Here is a 20,381-nt window from a genome sequence, read left to right as displayed (position 1 = left end):
GTTTCGCAACATTTCTGCGCCACCGTGCCGGGCTGACACGAGGAAGACGACACTTGGGCGAGAGACGCTATTTCGGCACCGACGGCATCCGCGGCCGCGCCAACACCCACCCGATGACGCCCGAGGTCGCCATGCGCGTCGGCCTCGCCGCCGGCCGGATGTTCATGTCGTCGGACGACCGCCGCCATCTCGTGGTCATCGGCAAGGACACCCGCCTGTCGGGCTATATGATCGAGCCGGCGCTGGTGGCGGGCTTCTGCTCAGCCGGCATGGACGTGCGCACCTTCGGGCCGCTGCCGACCCCCGGCGTGGCCATGATGACCCGCTCGATGCGCGCCGACATCGGCGTCATGATCTCGGCCTCGCACAACGCCTTCCTCGACAACGGCATCAAACTGTTCGGCCCCGACGGCTACAAGCTGTCCGACGCCGTCGAGCTGAAGATCGAGTCGATGATGGACGAGGACCTCGGTTCCGGCCTCGCCCCTGCCGACCGCCTCGGCCGGGTCAAGCGCATCGACGACAGCCAGGCGCGCTACGTCGAGATCGCCAAGGCCAGCTTCCCCAAGGGGCTGAGCCTGCAGGGCCTGCGCATCGCCGTCGATTGCGCCAACGGCGCCGGCTACAAGGTGGCCCCGACGACTCTCTATGAACTGGGCGCAGAGGTCTGCGCCGTCGGCGTCGAGCCCAACGGTCTGAACATCAACGCCGACTGCGGCTCGACCCATCCCCAGACCATCGCCGAGGCCGTCCGCACCTATCGCGCCGACATCGGTATCGCCCTCGACGGCGACGCCGACCGGCTGATCATCTGCGACGAGAACGGCCGCGTGGTCGACGGCGACCAGATCATGGCCATGGTGGCGCTGGACTGGGCCCGGCGCGGCCAGCTCAAGGGCGGCGGCCTCGTCGCCACCGTCATGTCCAACCTCGGCCTCGAACGCCGGCTGCAGGCAGAGGGGCTGACACTGGAGCGGACCAGGGTCGGCGACCGCTACGTCATGGAGCGGATGCGCGAGGGCGGCTTCAATCTGGGCGGCGAACAGTCCGGCCACATCATCCTCCACGACCACGCCACCACGGGCGACGGCCTGATGTCGGCTCTGCAGGTGCTCGCCATCCTCGCCGAGAGCGGCAAGCCGATGAGCGAACTGGCCCGCCAGTTCGAACCCGTGCCACAGAAGCTGGAGAACGTCCGCTTCACCGCCGCCAGGCCGCTTGAGAATGACAAGGTGAAGGCCGCCATCGCCGACGCCGAGGCTCGCCTTGCCGGTCAGGGTCGCCTGCTGGTCCGCCCCTCGGGCACCGAGAAGCTGATCCGCGTCATGGCCGAAGGCGACGATGCGAAGCTGGTCAAGGCCGTGGTGTCCGACGTCGCCGCGGCGGTGAAGGCGGCGGGCTAGCTCGCGGCCGACACGTTCCCGGTGGCCATCGCGACCGCCGGCGCCTTCTCCATCAGACGGCAGGTCAGCACGGCGCAGACGCCTTCCGGCTCGTAGCGCACCTTGGCTCCGCCATGCTGATGGTTGAGGGCGCTGGCCAATAATCGGGTGCCGAAGCCTGACCGCGTGGGCGGCGCGACCGGGGGTCCGCCCTGTTCGCGCCAAAGCAGGGTCAGGAACCTCACGCCTTCGGAGTCGTGGGACAGGTTCCAGTTGATCTCGACGCGGCCCTCGGGGACAGACAGGGCTCCGTATTTCGCGGCGTTGGTCACGAGCTCGTGCAGCACCAGCGACAGGGTCACCGCCTGCGACGGGTGCAGCTGAAGCAGCGGTCCTTCCAGAACGAACCGTCCGGCCGGTCCCTCATAGGCGCGGGCGACGTCACGGATGATCGCCTCCAGATCGGCGCCGGCCCAGTTCTGGTCGACCAGCACATTGTGCGCGCTCGACAGGGCGATGATCCGGGCGATCAGGTCGTTGCGGACCTTGGGATCGACGCCCGCCGACCGAAGCGTCTGGTCGACCACCGACTGCACCGTGGCCAGCGAGTTCTTCACCCGGTGGTTCAATTCGTTGAGCAGCAGGATGCGCTGGTCGTCCGCCCGCTTCAGCGGGGTCTCGTCCCGGAAGACCTTCATCACCACGGCCTCGCCATAGGAGAGCGGAAGCGTCAGCCCGTTGGCCCAGAACCGCCCGCCGTCCTTGCACAGGTGCCAGCGCGAATCCTCGTAGCGGCCCTGGTCCAGGGCTTTCTCGATCTCTTCCAGATGGGCCCCGGCGGCCAGGTCCGCCTCGGTGAACAGCGCGCCGATATTCATCCCGACGGCCTCGTCGCGGCTGAAGCCCGTGATGTTTTCCGCATCCGCCAGCCACTCCGTCACGGTGCCGTCCTCCGTCAGGGCCACGATGGCGTAACCCTTCATTTTCTCAATGATTTCTACGGCGAAGGCTGCGGGCACGGAGGGCATGCGAGATCAACGCGGCGCGGGCGTTTCCGTGCCCTCGAACACGCCGCGAAAAAGCAGCGTTCTTCGCCGCAACTCAGCGATGGAACCCCGGGCGTCCACGGCGCAGTCTTGCGCGATGATTCCCGCCCGCGGCGCACCTGTCCTGTCGCTGATCCCCCGCCTGGCGCCGGGCCTGATCGCCTGTGCGGTCGTCACCCTTGTGGCGGTGGGCCTTCAGGCGCTTGAACTGCGGCTGTTCGGTCGCGGCTGGCTCGACGCCATCGTGCTGGCCATCCTGATCGGCGCGGCCATCCGCTCGGTCTGGACCCCACCCGACAACCTGCGCCCCGGGATCGAGTTCAGCGCCCGGACCCTGCTGGAAATCGCCGTGGTCCTGCTCGGGGCCTCGGTCAGCGCCGCCACCGTCATCGCCATCGGGCCGGGTCTGCTGGTCGGTACGGCCGTCATCGTGATCGCCGCCATCGGCGTCAGCTATGGCTTGGGACGGCTCTTCCGCCTGCCACGCCGGATGGCGGCCCTGATCGCCTGCGGCAACGCCATCTGCGGCAACTCCGCCATCGCCGCCGTGGCCCCGGTGATCGACGCCGACCCCGAGGACGTCTCCGCCGCCATCGCCTTTACCGCCGTCCTCGGGGTGGGCGTCGTCCTGACCCTGCCGCTGCTCGGCGCCCTGCTGCACATGAGCGGTGTCCAGTACGGCGTGCTCGCAGGCCTGACCGTCTACGCCGTGCCCCAGGTCCTCGCCGCCACCATGCCCGTCGGCGCGATCGCGACCCAGGCGGGGACGCTGATCAAGCTGGTCCGCGTGCTGATGCTCGGCCCCGTCTGCATCGGGCTGGCCATCGCCATGGCCCTGCGTCGGCGGGTCGCAGCCGACGCCCCCTCGCCCGCGCCCATCCCCCTGCGCCACCTGTTTCCGTGGTTCGTGATCGGCTTCCTGCTGATGATGGCGGCGCGCTCCTTCGGCCTGATCCCGGCCGAGGTCCTGCCTGTCATGGCCCGGATCGCCGCCGCCCTGACCGTTGTTTCGATGGCCGCCCTGGGCCTGAGCACAGACGCCCGCGCGGTCGCCCGCTCCGGCGTGCGGATCGCCACGGTCGTCACCCTGTCGCTGCTGTCCCTGATCGTGCTGGCGCTCGGCCTGATCGGTTTGCTGGCCCTCGTCTGAGGCCTCAGTTGATCGCCTCCCAGAAGAGCCAGCCACACGCCCCGGCGGACAGGATCCAGATCGCCACGATCGCCGCCGCGGCGGCGCGGCTCGCGGGTCTGGCGCGCGAGACCGCCAAGGCCCGGAACTCGTCCATCAGGGCCGGAGGGATCAGCCGCGCGACCAGCCAGATTCCCACGGGCAGGATCAGCAGGTCGTCCAGATAGCCGAGCACCGGCACGAAATCGGGGATCAGATCGATCGGACTGAAGGCGTAGGCGGCGACCGCCGCCGCCAACAACTTCGCTGCCAGAGGCGTGCGGGGATCGCGTGCCGCGATCCACAGGGCGAGGCCATCTGTCTTCAGTCGGCGGGCCCATGCCTTCAGCGCCGCGAGCCGGCCGCTCATGATCCAGCCCGGATCCCCGCCAGCGCCGCCGCCACGTCCTCGATCCGCTTGCGGATGTCGGGCACGGCCGTCGTCTCCCAGAAGGCGGCCCTCGCCGGCGGACCCAGCACGAACAACCGCTCGTCCGGCGTGCCGTCGGCGCCTCGAACGCGCCCCCGCGCGTCCAGATCGAGACCCAGCCCCAGCGGATCGAGCCGCGCCCGTCCCGAGGCGATCAGCGGACCGGTCAGCGGGTCCGCCGCCGGGTCGTGACCCGGCCCGGTGCAGTCGATCAGCCACCGGCCCGCCAGCGCGGGCCGCGCGGCGCCCCGCCTCGGAATCCAGTCTACAGCCACGCCGTCCCCACGGTCCTCGACGGCCTGCACCCGACCGGCCACGACGGACAGCCGACCCTCCGCCTCCAGCGCCTGAAGGACGGCGGCGACCGGCCCGGCGATCCGATGGCGATGCACGTCCCACCAGGGCCTCAGATGACGCAGGAAGCGAGCCCGCCCGGCAGTGTCCGCCTCGGCCCAGAGGCCGGCCGTCAGCGGGCGCAGCCCCTCCATGACGCCGCGCCACCCGTGCGTCTCCGCCAGACGCCGTCCTTCCGCGAGCCGCGCCGACAGCGGGCCGCGCGTCAGCCCGTCCGTCGGCGGAACAGGCAGATCGTGATGAGCTCCGTGCGCCTGCGGTTTCAGCCCCCGCCGGCTGATCGCGGAAGCCCTCCCCCGCCAGCCGTTCGCACGCAGCCAGAGCAGGACATCGACCATGGTCAGGCCCGATCCGATGATCAGCACATCTTCGTCGGCGCCGATCCGGTCGAGCGCCCCCGGCCCCCACGGATCTCCGATGATGCGACCGTCGGCGCTCGCCGCCGGCGCGGTGCGGGGAACGGGATTGCCGGTGGTCAGGACCACGGCGTCGGCGCCGATCATCCGCCCGTCGGCGAGGTTCACGGTCGATCCGCTGACCGCCACGGCCTCGCCGGTGACGCGCTCGATCAGGCCCGGGCAGGCGGCTTCCACGCGCCGCAACCGGTCCTCGACATAGAGGCCGTACAGCCCCCTTGGCGCGAAGCCGTCGGGATCGGCGTGCTGCGGGTGGTGCGCCGCCAGCCAACGGGCGAAGTCGTCCGGCGTCCCGTCCACAGCCCCCATCCGGTTCGAGCGGACGTTCAGCAGATGACCTTCGAAGGTGGTGGCGTAGGCCACGCCCGCGCCGAAGCGTCCGGTGCGGTCGATCAGGATCGAGGCGACGCCGGTCTCCGCCAGCCGCGCCGCCAGCATGGCGCCGGAGAAGCCGCCGCCCAAGATCGCCACGCGCTGGATGCTGTCGGCCACGAAGTCTCCCGGTTCACGCCGTTCTGGACTGGCTGGCACGGACGGTCAAACCGCTCGCTGGCGAAAACACCCTGCCATCCGGCGCCCTGTCATTCCGGCCATACCCGGCCAAACCCTGCCATTCCGGTCATCGCTGAACGGCCGGCCGACCAGCTGCGTCCGCGTCTGACGCATCGGCATGGTCCAATGCCTGAAATCCCCACGGGGACGGTCTTTGACAATCAGCCACCGCCGCTCCCGCCTCAGGAATCGGCCTCGCGCGACCGGCTCCGTGGCTACGGAACGCGCACCGAAGTGTCGGGATGACAGGATTTCGCGATTTTTCAGCGACCCTGTCAGATCTCCTGGTTGTAGGCGCCGATCTCCGGGTATTTAGCCAGCCGCGGCTTCACCTCTTCGCGGAACAGGGCGCGCATGTCGTCTTCCGACCGCATGCTCTCGACCACGACCACCAGCTCCGGCTTGTTGGACGAGGCCCGCACCAGCACCCAGGACCCGTCCTCGAGATGCACCCGCACCCCGTTGACGGTGATCGCCTCGACGATCTTTCGGCCGAGGATCGACCCGCCCGAGGCGGCCAGCGCCTCGTAGTCGGCGACGATGCGCGACAGCACCTCGTATTTCAGCTCGTCGTCACAGTGCGGCGACATGGTCAGGCTGGTCCAGGCGTCCGGCAGGGCGGCCTTGAGCTCGCTGAGCTTCTTGCCGGGATTGCGGTCCAGCATCGCCAGCACCGCGCCGGCCGCCACGATGCCATCGTCGTAACCGTGGCCCAGCGGAGCGTTGAAGAAGAAGTGGCCCGACTTCTCGAAGCCCGCCAGCGCGCCCAGCTCCGCCGTCTTGCGCTTGATGTAGCTGTGGCCGGTCTTCCAGTAGACAGTCTCGGCCCCGTTCGCCTTCAGCACCTCGTCGGTCTTGTACAGGCCGGTCGATTTCACATCGACGACAAAGGTGGCGTTGGGGTGCAGGACCGACAGGTCGCGGCCCAGCATCAGGCCGATCTTGTCGGCGAAGATCTCCTCGCCCGTGTCGTCGACCACCCCGCAGCGGTCGCCGTCGCCGTCGAAGCCCAGCGCCAGATCGGCGCCCGTGTCCCGCACCTTCTGCGCCATCTGCATCAGCATGGCGTGGTCTTCCGGGTTCGGATTGTATTTGGGGAAGGTGTAGTCGAGCTCGGTGTCCATCTCGATCACCTCGGCCCCCATCCGGCGCAGCGCCTCGGGCGCGAAGGCCCCGGCGGTGCCGTTGCCGCAGGCCGCGACCACCTTGATCGGCCGGGTCAGCTTCGTCTTCGACACGATGTCGGCGATGTAGCGTTCGCGGAAGTCCTCGACCCGGATCAGTTTCCCGCCCTCCCGGCTGACGCCCTCGCCGTTCAGGACGATGTCCTTCAGCCGCCCGATCTCGTCGGGACCGAAGGTCAGCGGCGGCTGGGCCCCCATCTTGACCCCGGTCCACCCGTTCTCGTTGTGGCTGGCGGTGACCATGGCCACGCACGGGCAGTCCAGTTCGAACTGGGCAAAATAAGCCATGGGCGACAGGGCCAGGCCGATGTCGACCACCTCCATCCCGCCCTCCAGCAGACCCAGCGTCAGCGCCTGTTTCACGCTCAGCGAATAGGAGCGGAAGTCGTGGCCCACGACGATCCGGGGCCGCTGCCCGATCTCGTGCACATAGGTGGCCAGACCGAGGCCCAGCGCCTGGATGCCCAGCAGGTTGATCTCCTTCTCGAGGATCCAGCGGGCGTCGTATTCGCGGAAGCCCGTCGGCTTCACCAGCGGCACGGTCTCATAGTCGGCCGTGTTCGGGCGAAGGTCCTGGCGGGGCTTGATCATGATGGGTCCTGGGGCTTGGGCGGGCCCGGTATAGACAGGCCGCCGGAGGGTCACAACAACGCGGGAACGCCGGTATGGGTGCGGCGTTGGCGTGAAACCGGGCCAACCTTGACCGGTTCCCGGGGCGGGCCTACCCCGGTCCAACCTTCGACGGAGACCTGAATGCCTCGCCTGATCCTGCTGCGCCACGGCCAGAGCCAGTGGAACCTGGAGAATCGCTTCACCGGCTGGGTCGATGTGGACCTGACCGCCGAGGGCGAGGCGCAGGCGCGGCGCGGCGGCGAACTGATCGCGCAGTCCGGCTTCACCCCGGACGTGATGTTCACCTCGGTGCTCAAGCGGGCGAAGCGCACCGGCGCCCTCGCGCTGGACTCGGCCGGGCTCAAGGGCGTCCCGGTGGTCGAGGACTGGCGTCTGAACGAGCGCCACTACGGCGGCCTCACCGGCCTCGACAAAGCCGAGACCGCCGCGAAGCACGGCGAGGACCAGGTCAAGATCTGGCGCCGCAGCTACGACATCCCGCCGCCCCCGCTCGCGCCCGGCGGCGAATACGACTTCGCCGGCGATCCCCGCTACGCCGGCCAGACCATTCCGGACACGGAAAGCCTCAAGACCACGCTCGACCGCGTCCTGCCCTACTGGAACGAGGCCATCGCGCCACGACTTCAGGCCGGGGACGACATCCTGATCGCCGCCCACGGCAACTCGCTGCGCGCCATCGTCAAACACCTGTTCGCCGTGCCCGACGACCAGATCGTCGGCGTCGAAATCCCCACCGGCAATCCGCTGGAAATCGATCTGGACGGGACCCTGACGCCGGTCTCCGCCCGCTATCTCGACGAGGCCCGGGCGACCGAACTGCCGCCCCTGCCGAAAGCCTGAACCATGACCGACGCTCAGCAGGCCTCCGACGACATCCGCTTCATGGGGCGCGCCATCGCCCTGGCCAAGGCGCAGATGGGCCAGACCTGGCCCAATCCGGCGGTCGGCTGCGTCATCGTCAGCGGCGGCGCGGTGGTCTCCGAGGCCGCCACCGCACCGGGCGGCCGGCCCCACGCCGAGGAGCAGGCCGTGCCCGCCGCCGGCGACCGGGCCAAGGGCGCCACCGCCTATGTCACCATGGAGCCCTGCGGCGCCCGCTCGTCCGGCCGCACCTCCTGCTCGCATTTCCTGATGGACGCGGGGGTCAGCCGCGTGGTCGTCGCCGCCGTCGACCCCTCCCCCTTCGCCTCCGGGCGCGGCGTGGAACGGTTGAAGAAGGCGGGCCTGCAGGTCGAAACCGGCCTCCTCGCCCAGGACGCCGCCGTCCTCTACGAGGGCTATCTGCACCGCGTCGAGACCGGCCGCCCCATGGTTCGCATCAGCGACGACGGGGCGGGCTTCGACGCCCGCTTCGCCGCCTCTCCCAAGGCCGATCTGGCCACCGAGCTGAAGCGGCTCGGCGAGGCCGGCTACACCCGCGTCTGGGTCAGCCCCGGCGAACTCGCCGACGCCCTCGCCGAACAGGGCCTGCTGACCGCCTGACCGTCCGAAAAACCACTAACCATTTCAGGCTTCCTTAAGCGCCGGTGTGCCATAGCGGGACCATGTCGGGGAATTCCGGAGCAGCAGTCGCCAGAAGGCGCATCGACCAACAGGAGCTGGACGCCATCTGCGCCCGGCACGACCGCCTGTGGCAGGCCAAGCCCGGCGGCGCCCGCGCCGTCTTCGCCTGGCTCGACCTCTCCGGGCTCTCGCTCGTCGGCCGCAACCTCGCCGACGCCGATTTCGCCGCCGCCAGCCTGATCGGCGCGGACCTCTCGGGCGCCAAGCTCGACAACGCCACCTTCTTCGGCGCGGACATGCAGGATGCGGTTCTGGTGGACGCCAGCCTGCGCCGGGCCGACCTGCGCGGCGCCTGCCTGCGCGGAGCCGACCTGACCGGAGCCGACCTGTTCGAGGCCGACCTGCGCGAAGGCACCATCGCCGCCGCCGACGCCAAGCTGGGCTTCAAGGTCGTCGAGGCCAAGGCGCGCAACGACACCCAGGCCACCGGCGCCTGCCTCGTCGGGGCCAATCTGGAGCGGTCGAAGCTGACCGGGGTGGTCGCCGTCGCCGCCGACTTCTCCGACGCCATCATGAAGGACTGCAAACTGGTCCGGGCCAATCTGAAGCAGGCCAGCTTCCGCGGCGCCGACATGGCCGGAGCGGACCTGTCGGGCGCGGACCTGTCGGGCGCGGACCTGCGCGACGCCGTGCTGGTCGGGGTCAAGATGGCCATGTGGCGGACGGACGGGGCGGACCTGACCGGCGCCCTCACCGACGATCGCTGCGTCGGCAGCCCGGTAGACAAGATGCCCGCCGCCGAGATGCTGGCTGAACACGCCCACTGGTGCGAGACCGGCGGCGCCGCCGGCCGCCCCTCCGTCTTCGACGGCGTCGACCTCAGGGCGCTGCGCTCCATCACCGGCTACAATCTGACCGCCCTGTCGGCCAAGGGCGCCGTCTTCTACGGCCTCGACATGGAGGGGGTTCAGCTTCAGGGCGCCCACCTCGAGGACGCCGACCTGCGCTCGGTCAATCTGAAGGGCGCCGACCTGCGCGGCGCGCGTCTCGCCCGCGCCCGTCTCAACGGCGCGGATCTGCGGCAGGCCCAGCTCGGTCCGCTGATGATCGCCCCCGACCGCCTGCTGCCCGCCGATCTGACCGGCGCCTGCCTCAAGGGCGCGGACCTGTCCGGCGCCGACCTCAAGCGGGCCAATCTGAGCGACGCCGACCTGACCCGCGCCACCCTGCGCGGCGCCTGCCTGCGTCAGGCCGAGATGTCCGGCGCGGTCACCACCGGTGCGCGCGGCATGGAAATCGAGCCACCCGCCGCCGCCTGATAAGAAAAAGGGGCGGCGCGAACGCCACCCCTTCAAGGACTTCAGCTTCAGCCGGCCCTTAAGCGGCGGCCTTGCCCTTCTTGCCTTCGATCAGGGCCTGACCCGAGCCGATCTCGATGCGGCGGGGCTTCAGGGCTTCCGGCAGCTCGCGCTGCAGATCGATGGACAGCAGGCCGTTGACCAGATCGGCGGCCTTCACGACCACATAGTCGGCCAGCTGGAACCGGCGCTCGAAATCGCGCTCGGCGAGGCCGCGGTGCAGGAAGTTCCGCTCGCTGCCTGCGTCATCGTTCGCGGTCTTTCGGCCGGTCACGGTCAGCAGGTTCTCCTTCACCTCGATGTTCAGCTCGTCGGGCTTGAAGCCGGCGACGGCGATCTCGATGCGATAGGCGTTCTCGCCCGTGGTCTCGATGTTGTAGGGCGGCCAGCCGTTTTCCTGGCTGGTGCGCGCGGCGCTTTCCAGCAGGCCGGCCAGACGGTCGAAACCGACGGCGGAACGATAGAGCGGGGTGAAATCATAGGTACGCATGGGTCATCCTCCTGAGGATCAGCAAGGTTGAGCCGGCCCTGCGGTTTAAGCCCGGGACGGCGATGGGAGATCAGCTCCGGCGGCCCGATGATCGGCCCCGTCGGTGCTGGAGGACCCGGTATCGGCGTCCTCGCCAGCAGATGTGGGATGCCGCGAAAAAGCGTCAAGGGGTGCACCGATTGAGCATTCAGCGCTTCATTCTGTCGCCGGGGGCCATCGTGACTTGCCCGGCGGGTCCGAACCCCGCAGGGTCGCCCTTCTTCCTCCACCGGAGACGATCGATGCGACTGCTCGCCCTCGCCGTGACCGCCGCGCTGGCCCTGCCCGCGCTGGCGGCCGCCCAGAGCCTGCCCCCTCTGCCGACCCTCGATGAGACGGCCGCGCAGCGCACCGCCCGGCGCGCCGCCATGACGCCACCAGTCCTGCAGGAGGACACGGCGCTGCAGGCCGTGGTCGGGTCATCGGACCGGCCGGCCGCCGACGCCGCCCGCGACGTCTACCGCCACCCGTTCGAGACCCTGACCTTCTGGGGTCTGACGCCCGGCTCGACGATCGTCGAGATCGAGCCCGGCGGCGCCGGCTGGTGGCGCAATATTCTCGAGCCGTACGCCGCGTCCACCGGCGGAACCTATGTTCCGGTCAACCGGCCGCTCGAGGGCATGGGCGTTCCGGACGGGACCGCCGACATGGTCGTGGTCGCCCGGGCCTTCCACAACTGGCATCGCGCGGGCCGGACGGGCCCCTACCTCGCCGCCTTCTTCAAGGCTCTCAAGCCGGGCGGCGTTCTGGCGATCGAACAGCATCGCAGCGTCGACGGGCTCAACCCCGACCAGACCGCGCCGACCGGCTATGTCCCGGAAAGCTATGTCATCCGCGCCGCCCTCGCCGCCGGTTTCGTGCTGGAGGCGCGCAGCGAACTGAACGCCAATCCGAAGGACGATCACGACCACCCCTACGGCGTCTGGACCCTGCCTCCGGTCCGCACCAGCGCCCCGCGTCAGGGCAATGCGAATGACCGTCCGACGCCCCTGACGGAGGCCGAACGGGCCGCCTTCGACGCGATCGGCGAGAGCGACCGGATGACCCTGCGCTTCCGCAAGCCGGCCTGATGCGGACCACTCCCGCAACCGCTTTGACCGGCCACGGGAACAGGGTTAAGCCCTTGCCGAACGGGGACGAACCGTATGGCGCCAAGGCGTCGCGGGGGACGTGAATGGCTGAATCACACGAGGGCTGGCGACCGCTGGCGTCGCGCCGGAAGGTTCTTTCGGGGGCCGTCGGCCTGCTCGCCCTCGCCGGGTGCGGCCGCGAAAAGACCGCCGAGCCGCCGCCGCAGCCTGACGGTCCGCCGAAGGGATCCCTCGAGTGGGCCGTCGCCGGGCCCTGGCGGGCTCAGGACCGGGCCCGCGACCAGTGGCGGCACCCGATGGAGACGCTGCGCTTCTTCGGCCTCCAGCCGCGCATGGCCGTTGTCGAATTCTGGCCCGGCAGCGGCTGGTGGACCGAAATTCTGGCCCCCTATCTGGCCGAGGGCGAAGGCCGCTACATCGCCGCCGGCTTCCAGACCGGCCCCGGCGCCAGCCCGGCCCAGACCGCCCTGACCGCCGCCTTCCAGGAGCGGTTCACCAACGACCGGCGTCTGTACGGCGAGATCGAGCTGACCACCTTCGGCCCGACATCCGGCCCCATCGCCCCCCCGGGGACGGTCGATCTGGCCCTGTTCATGCGCAACATCCACAACTGGATGGCCGCCGGCATCGCCGAAAAGGCTTTCTCCGACGCCTACGCCGCCCTGCGCCCCGGCGGCATTCTGGGCATCGAGCAGCATCGCCTCGGCCCCGACAAGGATCAGGACCCGACGGCCGCCGATGGCTATGTCCAGGAAGCCTTCGTCAAGCAACTCGCGGCCGAGGCCGGCTTCGCCTTCGTCGCGGCGTCGGAAATCAACGCGAATGAAAGGGATACCAAGGATCATCCCTTCGGCGTCGAGACCCTGCCCCCCATGGGTCTCACAGCGCCCCGCGGATCGCCGCCGGACCCGACCTTCGACCGGTCGAAGTACGACGAGATCGGCGAGAGCGACCGCATGACCTTGAAGTTCAGGAAACCCGAGTGAGCCGAGCCGCCGCCTACGCCGCCAACGCGCCCCTGATGGGGGTTCCGGGCGCCTCCGCGCCTCCGCGCCTCCGGGCGGAACCGGCGAATGGTTCCGCGGGGCCGGCGGCCTGCGCCTGCGCGCCGCCTTCTGGACGCCCTCCGCCCTCGTGACCCGCAAGCCGCGCGGCACCGTTATCGTCAGCCCCGGCCGCACCGAGCCGATCGAGAAATATTTCGAGGTCATCGGCAATTTCCTCGCGCGCGGCTGGTGCGTGCTGGCCCATGACTGGCGCGGACAGGGCCTGTCCGCCCGCCTGCTGCCCGATCGGCTCAAGGGCCACGCCCGGGCGGTCGAGGAATTCCTCGACGACTACGCCCGCCTGCTCGACACCTACGAGACCCGCGCGCCCAAGCCGTGGATCATGGTCGGCCATTCGATGGGCGCGGTCCTGAACCTGATGACCCTTCAGGCGGGCGAGGAGCGCTTTTCGGGCGCCCTGCTGACCAGCCCCATGCTGCGCATCAAGACCGGCAAACGGTCGGCCTGGTCGGTCAAGCTGGCGGTGCGGTGGAACCTGCGGCACGGCAAGGCCGGCGACTACGTCCTCGACAATCCGGACGATCCCTTCGACCACACCTTCGAGAAGGACGCCCTGACGTCCGACGAGACCCGTTACGAACAGTGGCGGCAGCAGCTCTACGCCTGCCCGCATCTGGCGGTCGGCGGACCGACCTGGGGATGGCTGGCCTTCGCCCTCGATGTCGGCGAACGGTCGCTCAAGCCCAAGGCGCTGAAAGCCGTCCGCGTACCGGTGGCCATCGTCCAGGCGGGCGAGGACGACCGGGTCTGGAAACAGACCAGCAAATGGGCGGCGCGGCGTCTTGGCCGCGGCCGCTATGTCGAGGTTCCCGGGGCGAAGCACGAGGTCATCATGGAGACCGACGACCTGAGGGCCACCTTCCTCGAGGAGTTCGACGCCATGGGGGCCTATGTTTCCCCGGTCGAAGACTTGTCGCCGATCGCAGCGCCCGCCGCGGACGAACCGACCGAAGCCGCCTAGAGGGCGGCGCGCTTCAGCGCGACCAGCGCCTGATCCCGCAGACGGGCGTCGCCCACGGCCAGGATCTGCCCCGATGCGTCGGGAGCCTCGCCGCGCCAGTTGGTGACCTCGCCGCCCGCCGCCTCGATGACGGGAACCAGCGCCGACCAGTCCCACACCTTCAAGGCGCTCTCAGCCACCAGATCGATCCGGCCGGCCGCCAGCATGGCGTAGGCGTAGGCGTCGCAGCCCAGCCGGGCCAGTCGCGCGGCGGCGCGCACCTGCGTCCAGGCGCCCAGTTCGGCGCCGTTGAACAGGTCGGGATCGGTGGTGGCGATCAGGGCGTCGTTGAGATGGGCGCAGGCGCGCACCCGCAGCGGCGTCTCGTCCGCGCCCTTGATCAGCCGGGCGCCCGAGGGGCCGCCGATGAATATCTCGTCCAGATAGGGCTGGCCGATGACGCCCACGGCGGGACAGCCTTCGTTGCGCAGCGCGATCAGATTGGTCCAGAGCGGCAGGCCGGCGATGAAGGCCCTCGTGCCGTCGATCGGATCGAGGATCCAGACGTGGTCGGCGTCGGGCCGGTCCTCGCCATACTCCTCGCCGATCACGCCATGGTCGGGATATCGCTCCGCGATCAGCCGGCGGATCGCCGCCTCGGCCTCGCGATCGGCCTGGGTCACCGGATCGAAGCCGGCGGCGCCGCCCTTGTCGACTTCCTCGAACGTCCCGCGGAAATAGGGCAGCGAAACACGCGCCGCCTCACGGGCCAGCTCAAGGGCGAACAGTTCGAACTCGGTCATGACAGGCGGGATACTCACGCCCCGCCGTCATGTCACCGCATCTTTGCATCCGGCGCCGTGCAATGCGCCGGCCGCGTCAGCCCTGAACGACTTCACCCTCGGTGTGCAGCGACTTGGCGAGGTCGAGCAGCCGGCGGCGCGGACGCTCGCCCAGCTGGTAATAGGCCTGGATCAGGTCGAGCGTTTCCTTGCGGGAAAACATCTCGCCGCCCTGATTGGCCGCCTCCCGGCGCTCGATGGCCTCTTCCAGGCCGTCGTAGAAATAGCTGACCGGCGATTCCAGCGCCTCGGACAGCTGCCACAGGCGGGCGGCCGAGATGCGGTTGGCGCCGCATTCGTATTTCTGGATCTGCTGGAAGCGGATTCCGACCTGCGTGGCCAGCTGCTGCTGGGTCAGGCCCAGCAGGCGGCGGCGACGGCGCAGACGGCGTCCGAGATGAAGGTCGATGTCGGTGGCCATGGCCCCTGTTCCCCTTGTTTCGAACCTGTCCCGATGCGGGACGGCTCGCCTTGTGAGCGGCAAGGGGCGTGCCGCTTCCCGTGCTGGGGGATAATGGATGAACCCGGTTCGGCCGCGACGGCGGCGGCCTTGAGCAACCGTTGCGCTTCCGGCGCATTACACGGCCATCGACCATCGCTGGAAGGAGCGGACTATGAGTGGGTTTGGATGGATTGCGTGGATCGTCATCGGCATTATCGCCGGCTGGCTGGCTGAACAGATCATGGGGCGGAACCACGGCCTCCTGACCAATCTGATCGTCGGCATCGTCGGCGCCCTGATCGGCGGCTTCCTCTACAACACTCTCGGCGGGGACGCCGGCGGCAACTGGATCATCGGCATCATCGTCGCCACGCTCGGCGCGATCGTTCTGCTGTTCCTGCTGGGGCTGGTGAAGCGACGGACCTGACGGTCCTCGCCTTCGCTTCGAAGGACAAAAAGGGCGGCTCCGCGAGGAGCCGCCCTTCTCTTTTGGCCTCAGACCTTCGGTCAGGCCTGGGGTTCGTCGCCGTCGTCGTCGCCGTCGTCAGCCTCGCCCGGTTCCGGCGTCGCCGGGGTGTTGGGCGGCAGGGTCGGAGGCGTGGCGGCCGGGGGCGCGGTCTGCTCGCCCGCCGGCGGGGTCGCCTCGTCCGGAACGGCCGGCTCGGCCGTGTTCGGATTGGCGGGCGTCGCCGGCGTGGCCGGGGTCGCGGGCGCCACGCCCGGTTCAGCGGGCTGGGCCGGTGTCGCCGGCGTGGCCGGGGCGGTCACCGTCTCGGCCGTGCCGAACTGGGCCGTGGTGAAGTCGACCACCACCGCGTCGCCGTCCTGACGAATGCCGGTGATCGGCACGGCACGAACTGTCCCGTCGGCGCCGCGCACGGTCAGTTGCTGGGCGCCGCCATTGGTCCGGGCGCCGACGAGAACGCCGAGATCGCCGTCGCCGCCGCGCACGGTCATGCCCGGCTGCAGCGTGAGGGTGGGGGCTTGGGTCGCCTGTGCGGCGGGCGGCGTCTGCTGGGTCGCGGCGGCCGGTGGCGTCGCGGGCTCGGCGGCCGGCGGCAGGGTCTTCGGAGCCGCAGTGGGCGGAGTCGTAGTGGCGGGAGGCGTTTGCGGGGCCGTGCCGTCCTGCGCGAATGCCGGAGCGGACATCAGAAGCAGGCCGGCGACACCCGAAAGGAGCGCGGTCTTACGCATTTTGATTGCCTTCGATCTACGCGAGCGGGGAGGGCTCGCACCGATCAGGCAACCGACGTCCGGCTTGACGGTTCCGGGCGCCGCGAAATGGCCCCGCCCTCGCCCCGTGTTGGGCGACCGCGGTTCGCCTATTCCTCGCGGACGCGCTTTTTGCGGAACGACGGGTTCAGCACGGCCTTGCGCAGTCGGATCGACTTGGGCGTCACCTCGACCAGCTCGTCTTCCTCGATGTAGGCGATGGCCTGTTCGAGCGAGGGACGGCGCGGCGGCGTCAGGCGAACGGCTTCATCCTTGCCGGCGGCGCGGATGTTGTTCAGCTGCTTGGCCTTCATCGGGTTGACGTCGAGGTCGTCCCAGCGGGCGTTCTCGCCGATGATCATGCCCTGATAGGTCTTCTCGCCGCCGCCGACGAACATCACGCCGCGGTCTTCGAGGTTCCACAGGGCGAAGGCGGCGGTCTCGCCGTCGCCGTTCGAAACCAGCACGCCCTTCAGACGGCCCTCGATGGCGCCCTTGTGCGGCTCATAGTGGCTGAACACACGGTTCAGCACGCCCGAACCGCGCGTATCGGTCAGGAACTCGCCCTGGTACCCGATCAGCGAACGCGACGGCGACTTCAGCGTCAGGCGCGTCTTGCCGGCGCCCGACGGCCCCATGTCCTTCAGTTCGGCCTTGCGGGCCGACAGCTTCTCGATGACCACGCCGGTGTATTCGTCGTCGACGTCGATGACGACGTCCTCGATAGGCTCCAGTCGCTCGCCGTTCTCGCCGGTCTGATAGACCACGCGCGGACGGCTGATCGACAGCTCGAAGCCTTCGCGGCGCATGTTCTCGATCAGCACGCCCAGTTGCAGTTCGCCCCGGCCGGCGACCTCGAAGGCGTCCTTGCCGCCCGTCTCGGTGACGCGGATGGCGACGTTGGCCTCGGCTTCCTTGAGCAGGCGGTCACGGATGACGCGCGACTGGACCTTGTCGCCCTCGCGGCCGGCCAGCGGGCTGTCGTTGACCGAAACCGTCATCGAGATGGTCGGCGGATCGATCGGCTGGGCCGGCAGCGCTTCGGTCACTTCGAGTGCGCACAGGGTGTCGGCCACGGTCGCCTTGGACATGCCGGCGATGGCGACGATGTCGCCCGCTTCGGCATCGTCCACCGGCTGGCGCTTCAGGCCACGGAAGGCCAGCACCTTGGTGATCCGGCCCTGTTCGATGGTCTTGCCGTCGCGCGACAGGGCCTTGATGGCCATGCCCGGAACGGCCTTGCCGCTCTCGATCCGGCCCGTCAGCAGGCGGCCGAGGAACGGATCGCTCTCGATCAGCACGTTCAGGATCTGGAACGGCTTGTCCTTGGCCTCGACCTGTTTCGGGGGCGGCACGTGGTCGACGATCAGGTCGAACAGCGGGCCCAGATTGTCGGAGGGCTGGTTCAGATCCAGCGTGGCCCAGCCGGCGCGGCCCGAGGCGTAGATGTGCGGGAAGTCCAGCTGCTCGTCGGTCGCGCCGATGGCGGCGAACAGGTCGAAGGCGGCGTTGTGGACGCGGTCCGGATCGGCGTGGGCGCGGTCGACCTTGTTGATGCACAGGATCGGGCGCAGGCCCATCTTCAGCGCCTTGGTCAGCACGAATTTGGTCTGCGGCATGACGCCTTCCTCGGCGTCGACCAGCAGGACGCAGCCGTCCACCATGCCGAGGATCCGCTCCACCTCGCCGCCGAAGTCGGCGTGGCCGGGCGTGTCGATGATGTTGATCCGGGTCTCGCCCGCCTTGCCGTTCCAGAGCACGCTCGTGCATTTGGCCAGGATGGTGATGCCGCGCTCGCGCTCCTGATCGTTGGAGTCCATCGCGCGCTCGGTCGTCGCCTCATTGGCTCGGAACACGCCCGACTGGGCCAGAAGCTGGTCGACCAGCGTGGTCTTGCCGTGGTCGACGTGGGCGATGATGGCGACGTTGCGCAGGTTCATTTCGGACTCGGGCGGACTGTGTTCGGTCCCGGAAGGTCCGGGCCGCTGCAAAAGAGCGTGATTGCGGGAAGGCGCGCGCCTCTTACAGGGGCGAACGGCGAAACGCCAGTGCGCGGGAAGCACGCACTGGCGTAACGACGACTGTTATCGCCGCAGAAAGCGGCGGTGTGAGGGCCGGATCAGACCTTCGCCGACCGTCTGCGCACCCAGCCGTACATGGCCAGGGTCAGCACCAGGAAGGCCGCGATCCCCGCCAGCATGGCCGGGAAGGTCGACCCCTCGGGCAGCATGGCGAACGGCGCGTCGTTCCGCGTGCCGACGATCACCCCGGCAGTCATGACCAGGAACAGGCTCTCGCCGACGATCAGGCCGGACGCCAGCAGCACGCCCATCCTGCGGCCGACATCGGCGAACCGGGTGTTCTTGATCGCCTTGTCATAGAACCAGCCGCAGATTGCGCCGATGACCAGCATCGTCGTCACGGCCGCCGGCAGATAGAAGCCGATGCCGACCGCGAGCGGAGGCAGCTTCATCTTGCCCTTGGTCGCGCCGCTGAGGATGGCGTCGATGACGATGATGACCACGCCGATCACGGCGCCCAGACCGATCAGGTCCCAGCGCAGGTCGCCGCCTATGACGCCCCGGGCCAGCGCCGAGATCAGGGTCGCCTGGGGCGCCGCCAGCGGCTCGTCGGCGATCCCCTTAGGTCCCCCCTCGAAGCCGAAGGCGCTGTTCAGCAGGTTCAGGATCACCGGGATGACGATGGCGCCGGCGATGACGCCGACGATCAGGGCCGTCTGCTGACGCCACGGGGTAGCGGCGACCAGCTGGCCGGTCTTGAGATCCTGCAGGTTGTCGTTGGCGATCACCGCCACCGCGAACACCACCGCGGTGACAATCAGGGCGAAGGCCACCACCGACGGATCGGCGGGCAGTCCGGCCAAGGCCAGCACGCCCAGCATCAGCACCGAGGCGATGACGATGGCGAGGATGCCGACACCCGACACCGGGCTGTTCGACGACCCGATCAGGCCGGCCATGTAGCCGCAGATGGCGGCCACGGCGAAGCCGATGAAGACGACATAGATCAGGCCGCCGCCCACCAGCAGGGGCATTGAGCCGGCCAGCGTCGGATTGCTGTTGGCGAACCAGGCGAGGATGAAGCCGATCCCGACCAGGCAGGCCACCGACAGGCCGGCGACGATGTTGATCGGGATGTCCTGCTCGGTCAGGTCCAGCACCTCGCCGCTCCGCCGGCGGCGGTTGGCGGCCAGGGCCGAGGTCAGGCCGCCGATCAGCGGACCGGCCAGTTTGATCAGCGTCCAGATGGCCGCGACGCCGATAACGCCGGCGCCCATGAAACGCACCTCGCGGCTCCACACCGTGCCGGCCAGCTCCTCGGCGGCGACGCCGGGCTCCAGCGTGGTGGCGATCGAGGGAATGCCGTGGGCGGTCAGCCAGGCGATGGTGTCGGGCGAGGTCAGGATCGGCACGGCGATGCACCAGGCCAGGATCAGGCCGACCAGCTGGGCCAGACCGACGCTGAGGCCGATCAGGTGACCGGCGCCCAGCAGGGCGAACTGCATGCCGAAGCCGACGCCGGTCGCGCCGCCGCCGAGCGCCGCCGGCAGCTTGATGAATTTGGTGGCCTCGGCCGCGAACACCCGTCCGGCGACCAGCAGGGCGTAACCCGCCGAAACGACCGCGCCGGTGATGACGACCCACAGGCCGGCCGAGTTTTCGCGCACGGCGCTCTCGGTCTGCTCGGCTCCGCGCGATCCGACCGTCAGCACTTCCGCCGCCGCGACCCCCTCCGGGTAGGGCAGGTTGGCCTCGACGACGAGGGCGCGGCGCAGGGGAATGGAGAAGGTGACGCCCAGCACGCCGCCGAAGACGCAGATCAGCACCGACTCCCAGAACGGGAAGCCCGTCCACCAGCCGACCATGACCAGGCCCGGCAGAACGAAGATGATCGAACTCATCGCCCCGCCGACGGAGGCGACGGTCTGCACCGTCATATTCTCCCAGATGGTCGAATCCTTGAACAACCGAAGGATGGCCATGGAGATGACCGCCGCCGGAATGGCCGAGGCGAAGGTCAGCCCGACCTTCAGGCCCAGATAGGTGTTCGCGGCCGTGAAGATCACCGCCAGCAGGCAGCCCAGCACAAGCGCCCGGAGCGTCAGTTCGATGCGCTTGCCGGTGCTCGGCGGCGTCTTTGCAGCAGTGTCCGTCATTGCGGCCCTCTCCCTTGTTGCGCGGAGGTAAGCCGAGAACCGCCCCCGGGGCAAT

General features: G+C 69.4%; 18 protein-coding genes and 1 pseudogene. 9 read left to right on the top strand and 10 right to left on the bottom strand.

Features of this window, described 5'->3' with window-relative positions:
* Window positions 1–53 precede the first annotated feature (53 nt).
* Window positions 54–1,403 (top strand): phosphoglucosamine mutase, encoded by a 1,350-nt coding sequence (gene glmM, locus GGQ87_RS06270; protein WP_168045817.1) that lies wholly within the window; start codon window positions 54–56, stop codon window positions 1,401–1,403.
* Here the strand turns inward: glmM and GGQ87_RS06265 are convergent.
* Window positions 1,400–2,365 (bottom strand): sensor histidine kinase, encoded by a 966-nt coding sequence (locus GGQ87_RS06265; protein WP_168045816.1) that lies wholly within the window; start codon window positions 2,363–2,365, stop codon window positions 1,400–1,402. The genes glmM and GGQ87_RS06265 overlap by 4 nt on opposite strands.
* Window positions 2,366–2,525: 160 nt before the next feature.
* On the opposite strand from GGQ87_RS06265, the gene GGQ87_RS06260 reads away from it, so the two are divergent.
* Window positions 2,526–3,578, top strand: coding sequence for a YeiH family protein (locus tag GGQ87_RS06260; RefSeq protein WP_168045815.1), 1,053 nt, complete (start codon window positions 2,526–2,528; stop codon window positions 3,576–3,578).
* A gap of 4 nt (window positions 3,579–3,582) precedes the next feature.
* Here GGQ87_RS06260 and GGQ87_RS06255 read toward each other — a convergent pair.
* The 3 genes and pseudogenes from GGQ87_RS06255 to GGQ87_RS06245 form a co-directional block, all read right to left on the bottom strand.
* Window positions 3,583–3,930, bottom strand: a pseudogene (locus GGQ87_RS06255) (YkvA family protein); the annotation flags it as partial.
* A gap of 32 nt (window positions 3,931–3,962) precedes the next feature.
* Window positions 3,963–5,288, bottom strand: coding sequence for an FAD/NAD(P)-binding protein (locus GGQ87_RS06250; RefSeq protein WP_342448312.1), 1,326 nt, complete (start codon window positions 5,286–5,288; stop codon window positions 3,963–3,965).
* A gap of 335 nt (window positions 5,289–5,623) precedes the next feature.
* Entirely contained in the window at window positions 5,624–7,123 is a 1,500-nt protein-coding gene (locus tag GGQ87_RS06245; RefSeq protein ID WP_168045813.1) for a phosphomannomutase/phosphoglucomutase, read from the bottom strand.
* 162 nt (window positions 7,124–7,285) lie between these two features.
* Between GGQ87_RS06245 and gpmA the strand changes: the two genes are divergently transcribed.
* The 3 genes from gpmA to GGQ87_RS06230 all read left to right on the top strand — a co-directional run bounded on the left by gpmA (window position 7,286) and on the right by GGQ87_RS06230 (window position 9,987).
* Window positions 7,286–8,005 (top strand): 2,3-diphosphoglycerate-dependent phosphoglycerate mutase, encoded by a 720-nt coding sequence (gpmA, locus tag GGQ87_RS06240; RefSeq protein ID WP_168045812.1) that lies wholly within the window; start codon window positions 7,286–7,288, stop codon window positions 8,003–8,005.
* Between the two features lie 3 nt (window positions 8,006–8,008).
* The gene (locus tag GGQ87_RS06235) at window positions 8,009–8,647 is read left to right on the top strand and encodes a bifunctional diaminohydroxyphosphoribosylaminopyrimidine deaminase/5-amino-6-(5-phosphoribosylamino)uracil reductase RibD (protein WP_168045811.1); all 639 of its coding nucleotides are present in this window, start codon (window positions 8,009–8,011) and stop codon (window positions 8,645–8,647) included.
* 62 nt (window positions 8,648–8,709) lie between these two features.
* Entirely contained in the window at window positions 8,710–9,987 is a 1,278-nt protein-coding gene (locus tag GGQ87_RS06230; protein WP_168045810.1) for a pentapeptide repeat-containing protein, read from the top strand.
* A gap of 58 nt (window positions 9,988–10,045) precedes the next feature.
* Here the strand turns inward: GGQ87_RS06230 and GGQ87_RS06225 are convergent, their stop codons facing one another.
* Entirely contained in the window at window positions 10,046–10,516 is a 471-nt protein-coding gene (locus GGQ87_RS06225; protein WP_168045809.1) for an Hsp20 family protein, read from the bottom strand.
* Between the two features lie 281 nt (window positions 10,517–10,797).
* Here GGQ87_RS06225 and GGQ87_RS06220 point away from each other — a divergent pair, with 281 nt between their 5' ends.
* The 3 genes from GGQ87_RS06220 to GGQ87_RS06210 all read left to right on the top strand — a co-directional run bounded on the left by GGQ87_RS06220 (window position 10,798) and on the right by GGQ87_RS06210 (window position 13,674).
* Window positions 10,798–11,625, top strand: coding sequence for a class I SAM-dependent methyltransferase (locus GGQ87_RS06220; RefSeq protein ID WP_168045808.1), 828 nt, complete (start codon window positions 10,798–10,800; stop codon window positions 11,623–11,625).
* A gap of 104 nt (window positions 11,626–11,729) precedes the next feature.
* Window positions 11,730–12,632 (top strand): class I SAM-dependent methyltransferase, encoded by a 903-nt coding sequence (locus GGQ87_RS06215; RefSeq protein ID WP_168045807.1) that lies wholly within the window; start codon window positions 11,730–11,732, stop codon window positions 12,630–12,632.
* Between the two features lie 148 nt (window positions 12,633–12,780).
* A complete protein-coding gene (locus tag GGQ87_RS06210; RefSeq protein ID WP_342448311.1) occupies window positions 12,781–13,674 on the top strand; it encodes an alpha/beta fold hydrolase in 894 nt (297 codons plus the stop codon).
* On the opposite strand, the gene hisN is transcribed toward GGQ87_RS06210, so the two are convergent.
* Window positions 13,671–14,456 (bottom strand): histidinol-phosphatase, encoded by a 786-nt coding sequence (gene hisN, locus GGQ87_RS06205; protein WP_168047366.1) that lies wholly within the window; start codon window positions 14,454–14,456, stop codon window positions 13,671–13,673. The genes GGQ87_RS06210 and hisN overlap by 4 nt on opposite strands.
* Before the next feature lie 76 nt (window positions 14,457–14,532).
* A complete protein-coding gene (locus GGQ87_RS06200; RefSeq protein WP_168045806.1) occupies window positions 14,533–14,916 on the bottom strand; it encodes a helix-turn-helix domain-containing protein in 384 nt (127 codons plus the stop codon).
* A 193-nt stretch (window positions 14,917–15,109) separates the two neighbouring features.
* On the opposite strand from GGQ87_RS06200, the gene GGQ87_RS06195 reads away from it, so the two are divergent.
* Window positions 15,110–15,364 (top strand): GlsB/YeaQ/YmgE family stress response membrane protein, encoded by a 255-nt coding sequence (locus tag GGQ87_RS06195; protein ID WP_168045805.1) that lies wholly within the window; start codon window positions 15,110–15,112, stop codon window positions 15,362–15,364.
* An 80-nt stretch (window positions 15,365–15,444) separates the two neighbouring features.
* On the opposite strand, the gene GGQ87_RS06190 is transcribed toward GGQ87_RS06195, so the two are convergent.
* From GGQ87_RS06190 to GGQ87_RS06180, 3 genes are all read right to left on the bottom strand, one after another.
* On the bottom strand, window positions 15,445–16,131 hold the full coding sequence (locus GGQ87_RS06190; RefSeq protein WP_168045804.1) for a hypothetical protein: 687 nt from the start codon (window positions 16,129–16,131) through the stop codon (window positions 15,445–15,447).
* Between the two features lie 128 nt (window positions 16,132–16,259).
* A complete protein-coding gene (typA, locus tag GGQ87_RS06185; protein WP_168045803.1) occupies window positions 16,260–18,089 on the bottom strand; it encodes a translational GTPase TypA in 1,830 nt (609 codons plus the stop codon).
* Window positions 18,090–18,268: 179 nt separating this feature from the next.
* Window positions 18,269–20,326: an OPT family oligopeptide transporter gene (locus GGQ87_RS06180; RefSeq protein WP_168045802.1), complete on the bottom strand. Its 2,058-nt coding sequence runs from the start codon at window positions 20,324–20,326 to the stop codon at window positions 18,269–18,271.
* Window positions 20,327–20,381: the final 55 nt, after the last annotated feature.

The organism is Brevundimonas alba, from assembly GCF_011927945.1.
GTDB lineage: Bacteria > Pseudomonadota > Alphaproteobacteria > Caulobacterales > Caulobacteraceae > Brevundimonas > Brevundimonas alba.
This window is presented reverse-complemented; position numbering and strand designations above follow the sequence as displayed.